This is a genomic window from Pontibacter sp. HJ8 (assembly GCF_054824225.1).
This window is the reverse complement of sequence record NZ_JSYF01000292.1, coordinates 1-5,178: the sequence shown is the minus strand read 5'-3', so window position 1 is coordinate 5,178 and position 5,178 is coordinate 1. Positions and strand designations below refer to the sequence as shown.

The following is a 5,178-nucleotide window of genomic DNA, read 5'->3' as shown; positions in this document are numbered from 1 at the left end:
TGGCGTTACTTATACAGCACCGGGAGGATCCCATACTGTCAATAGCAATGGTAATATTACTTTAACTGCTGCTTATGCGCCCAATTGTACCACTCCGGTGGTCACGGTGCCAGGCAATCTTACCGCTAACAGCGAAGCAAATAGCTGCGGGGCCAGCGTATCCTACAATGCCTCTGCAACTGGAACACCGGCTCCAACTGTGTCTTATACTTTATCCGGTGCCACAACAGGCAGTGGAAATGGCACAGGAAGTGGTTCTAAGTTCAACGTAGGAGTTACTACTGTTACAGTAACTGCCACAAACAGCTGTGGTTCCGATACCGAAACCTTTACCGTAACCGTACGGGACATGACAGCTCCGTTAGGACCAACTCTTGCCGACGCAACCGGCGAGTGCTCTGTAACCGTCGCAGCTCCAACCACAACGGACAACTGCGCGGGCACTGTCACTGGTACTACTACCAATCCAACAACCTATACGCAACAAGGCACCTATACCATTACCTGGAGCTTCAGCGATGGCAATGGCAATACGTCTACCGCCACACAGCAAGTGATTGTAAAGGATGTTACAGCGCCGGTACTTACTGCTGGTAATGATCAGGAAGTAAACCTGGGTGAGAACTGCAGCGTGGTCATCCCTGATGTAAGAGGTACTGCTTCCGACAACTGTGATGGCGCTGTCATTACGCAAAGTCCAGCAGCTGGCACAGTAGTGATGGCAACAGATGGACAGGTGATCGAAGTACAGGTAACAGCCACAGATGTTGCCGGTAACACAGACGCTGCTACAGTTAAGCTAACTGCGCAGGATGTAACACGTCCAACCATTACAGCGCCAGCCGGTGTTGAAGTAGTAGCCAACGCTTCCTGCCAGGCTACCGAAGTTGCCCTCGGCACACCAACAGCTTCTGATAATTGTGCCGGGGTTACCGTGACCAACAATGCTCCAGCTACTTTTCAGCTTGGAGAAACCGTCGTAACCTGGACAGCAACCGATGGCGCCGGTCTGACAGCTACTACTACCCAAACAGTAACTGTAGTGGATAGAACAGCTCCAGAGTTAACTCCTATTGCTACCGTACGGGGCGAGTGTTCTGCAACCGTCACAGAAGCTCCTACCGCTGAGGACAATTGCGGCGGCACCATCACCGGTACTACCCAAGATCCGCTGACCTACACGCAGCAGGGCGAGTATAAAATTACCTGGTCATTCAATGATGGCAACGGCAACATTGCAACAGCTGTTCAAGAAGTTATTGTAGAGGATGTGACCGCCCCAGTGGTACCAATCCTGGCTGATGCCGTAGGCGAATGCTCCGTCACTGTAACAACGCCGACCACTACTGATAACTGTGCTGGCACTATCACAGGCACGACATCAGACCCGATCACTTACACAGAACAAGGCACTTATACGATCACCTGGACCTTCGATGACGGCAACGGCAATACTGCTACTGCTACCCAGCGCGTGGTTGTTGATGATGTAACAGCTCCTGTTATCGCTGCAGCAGAGCCTGTGACAGCCGAAGCAGACGCCGGCCAGTGTGGAGCCCGTTTGAACATCACAGCCCCTGAAGTTACGGACAACTGTGCGGCAAATCCTGCCACCGGAACCAGAAGCGATGGAGCGGCTTTGGACGCCCAGTACCCTGTCGGAACTACCACTATCACCTGGAATGCAACGGATGCCAATGGTAATGAGTCCGTAGCTGTAACGCAAAGAGTGACAGTAACCGATACACAGGCACCAACCATTACGGCGCCAGCTCCGGTGCGTGTGGCAGCCAATGCATCCTGTGAGGCAACCAATGTGGAGCTTGGAACGCCAATTACAGCCGACAACTGCTCAGTGGCTTCTGTGACTAACAATGCACCTGAAACCTTCAAGCTGGGTGAGACAGAAGTCATCTGGACGGTGACGGACGCAGCCGGCCTGACTTCTACCGCTAAGCAGTTAGTGACTGTATTGGACCAGACAGCCCCGGTTGCACCAGTTATAGCTGCTGCCACAGGTGAATGCGCTGTAACTGTAACTGCAGTTCCTACCGCTGAAGACAATTGCAATGGAACCATCACAGGTACTACCCAGGATCCGCTTACTTACTCACAACAGGGCAGGTATGAAATCACCTGGTCTTTTGACGACGGCAACGGCAACATCGCAACAGCCATTCAGGAAGTAATTGTTGATGACGTAACAGCACCTGTGCAGCCAACTCTGGCAGATGCCACAGGAGAATGCTCTGTAACGGTAACGGCTCCAACTACGACCGATAATTGTGCAGGCACCATCACCGGTACCACGACTGATCCGACTACTTACGAAGAGCAAGGTACATATACCATTACCTGGACATTCAATGACGGCAATGGTAACACAACAACTGCTACGCAGCAGGTTATCGTGAAAGACGTAACAGCTCCGGTAATCGCAGCTGCGGAACCTGTAACAGCTCCGGCAGATCAGGGACAATGCGGAGCTACGCTTACTATTACTGCTCCGGAAGTTACGGACAACTGCGAAGCAAGACCTGCCACCGGAACACGTAGTGACGGAGCGGCCTTAGACGCGCAGTATCCTGTAGGAACAACCACGATTACCTGGAATGCAACGGATGCCAATGGTAACGAGGCTGTTGCCGTAACGCAAACAGTTACGGTTACGGATACGCAGGCACCAACCATTACGGCTCCGGCCAATGTGGAAGTAGCAGCTGACGCTTCCTGCCAGGCTTCTAATGTTGAACTGGGCACGCCAACTACTTCCGACAATTGCTCTGTAGCGTCTGTGACCAACAACGCACCTGAAACATTTGAACTGGGTGAAACAGAAGTAACCTGGACCGTAACGGATGCAGCAGGTTTGACGGCTACCGCTACGCAACTAGTAACCGTAGTGGACAGAACTGCCCCGGTTCTTACGGCAGCAGCTGACCAGGAAGTGTCATTGGGTGCAGAATGTTCAGTAACTATACCTGATGTAAGAGGGACAGCTACCGATAATTGTTCTGCAGCGACTATTACCCAATCTCCAGCCGCAGGAACAACTGTAGCTGCCACCGACGGTGAGACCATCACGGTTCTGGTAACAGCTACCGACGCGGCCGGCAATAAAACTACTGATGAAGTGGTGCTGACAGCGCAGGACGTAACGGCTCCGGTACTGGCGGCGGCTGCCGATCAGGCAGCTGGCACTGACAACGGTACGTGTACTGCTACAATCGCCATACCTGATGCTTCTTTTAGCGACAATTGCGCGGGTAGCCAGATAAGCTGGGTTATGACGGGTGCAACGACCGGCAATGGAAAGGGACAGGTAGGCCGCTATACCTTCAACCAGGGCGTGACCACCATCACGTATACTGCCACGGACGCTGCCGGCAATACCGCCACAGACCAGTTGCAGGTTACTGTAACAGACGATGATGCCCCAGTTGTTACAGTTCCTGCTAACATGGTAGTTCAAACACAGCCTGATAAGTGTGGCGCTGTCGTAAATTACAACGTAACGGCTTCGGACAATTGCTCTGCTGTTACGCCGAAGATGACTACCGGCCTTGCTTCGGGTGCTACATTCCCTGTAGGAACTACGACTGTTACGTACGAAGCCACCGATGAAGCCGGCAACACCACTACCCAGAGTTTCACTGTAACAGTTGAAAATAAAGCACCATCTAATCTTGTTATTACAGGACCGGTTTCTCCTGTTCAGCAAGGTTCAGAGGTAACTTTAACTGCAACATTTGAGGACGAAAACATTGCAACGGCCGTTTGGAATTGGGGTAATGGAAGCACAACCACACAAGCCATTACTGGTTCTCCAATTTCAGCTACTTACAAGTATTCTCAACCAGGAGTTTATTCTGTAGAGCTTACTGTAACAGATCATTGCGGTCAAAAGACAACTGCAGTATTTAACTATGTGGTTGTTTACGATCCGAATGGTGGTTTTGTAACTGGCGGTGGCTGGATCGATTCGCCTCCGGGAGCTTATGTAGCTGATCCGACGCTTGTAGGTAAAGCCAACTTTGGTTTCAACGCCAAGTATAAAAAAGGCTCTAACGAAGTGGATGGCCATACAGAGTTCCACTTCAAAGCCGGAGACTTAAACTTCAAGAGCTCTGCACATGATGCCATGACACTTGTTGTAGCTGGATATAAAGCCATGTACAAAGGTGTCGGAAGTATAAACGGCAATGATAATTATGCCTTCATGGTTTCGGTAGTAGACGGTAACTTAAAAGGCCAGGCAGAAGCAGACAGGTTCCGCATCAAGATCTGGGACAGAAGAAGTGGTGCTATCGTGTATGACAACCAGCTGGGTGCAGTAGACAATGCAGATGCAACTACGAGCATTGGCGGTGGCTCAATCGTAATACATGAGAACAAGGCGGTTGCTACCACTCCTAAAACGTCCAAGGTTATTTCAGAGGAATTGGAAGGAATTTCCACTGCCCGCTTCGACAACTATCCGAATGCCTTCTCTGACAGAACGACGATCCGCTTCTCCCTGGATACAGAGCAGAATTACGAACTGGAGGTGTATGACATCCGGGGTGCTCTGGTGAAGAAAGTAGGTACAGGAACAGCCGAAGCCGGTAAGGTATACGAGTATGAGCTGGACGGCCGTAACCTGGCGGAAGGCGTGTACTTTGCCCGACTGGCAACGGGCTCCGGTATCAAAACCATCAAGATGCTGCTGAAAAAGTAAAGGACTGAAGAATTCTTTAGTCGATAAAGTAAACGGCACCTGTCAGGTATGGCAGGTGCCGTTTACTTTATCGACTATTTTAAAGCTGGGAAATCACAACAAAAGCCTATGTAGTTTTGTTTACGCTAAAATCCTCTTACATTTGCAGCACAGCATGAGCAAAAGCACGCTACATATCATCCTTTCAACCCCGGCAACGCCTGTTGCCTGTGCTCCTGCTGCGCATCAGCATCATTTCCATCATTCCTCGTAAGAGGAATAACAGCACCATATAGCCCCCTGTAGGGTTTTTATACCCTACCTATACTTTGCCAGAAGCAAAGTCATTCCTGTTTGTATCTTACACTTAATAACATCCATATGCTACGTTTAGCAATCCAGAAGTCCGGCAGACTGAGCGAAGACTCGCTGAAACTGATCCGGGAATGCGGCATTTCCTTCATCAGCAGCTCCTTAAAACT

The 5,178-nt window shown here is 50.6% G+C and carries 1 protein-coding gene and 1 pseudogene; both read left to right on the top strand.

All coding sequences use genetic code 11. From position 1 onward, the window contains the following. Nucleotides 1–199: 199 nt before the first annotated feature. On the top strand, nucleotides 200–4,717 hold the full coding sequence (locus OB13_RS13335) for an HYR domain-containing protein (RefSeq protein WP_461490662.1): 4,518 nt from the start codon (nucleotides 200–202) through the stop codon (nucleotides 4,715–4,717). 360 nt (nucleotides 4,718–5,077) lie between these two features. Continuing rightward, a pseudogene (locus tag OB13_RS13330) lies at nucleotides 5,078–5,178 on the top strand (ATP phosphoribosyltransferase); the annotation flags it as partial.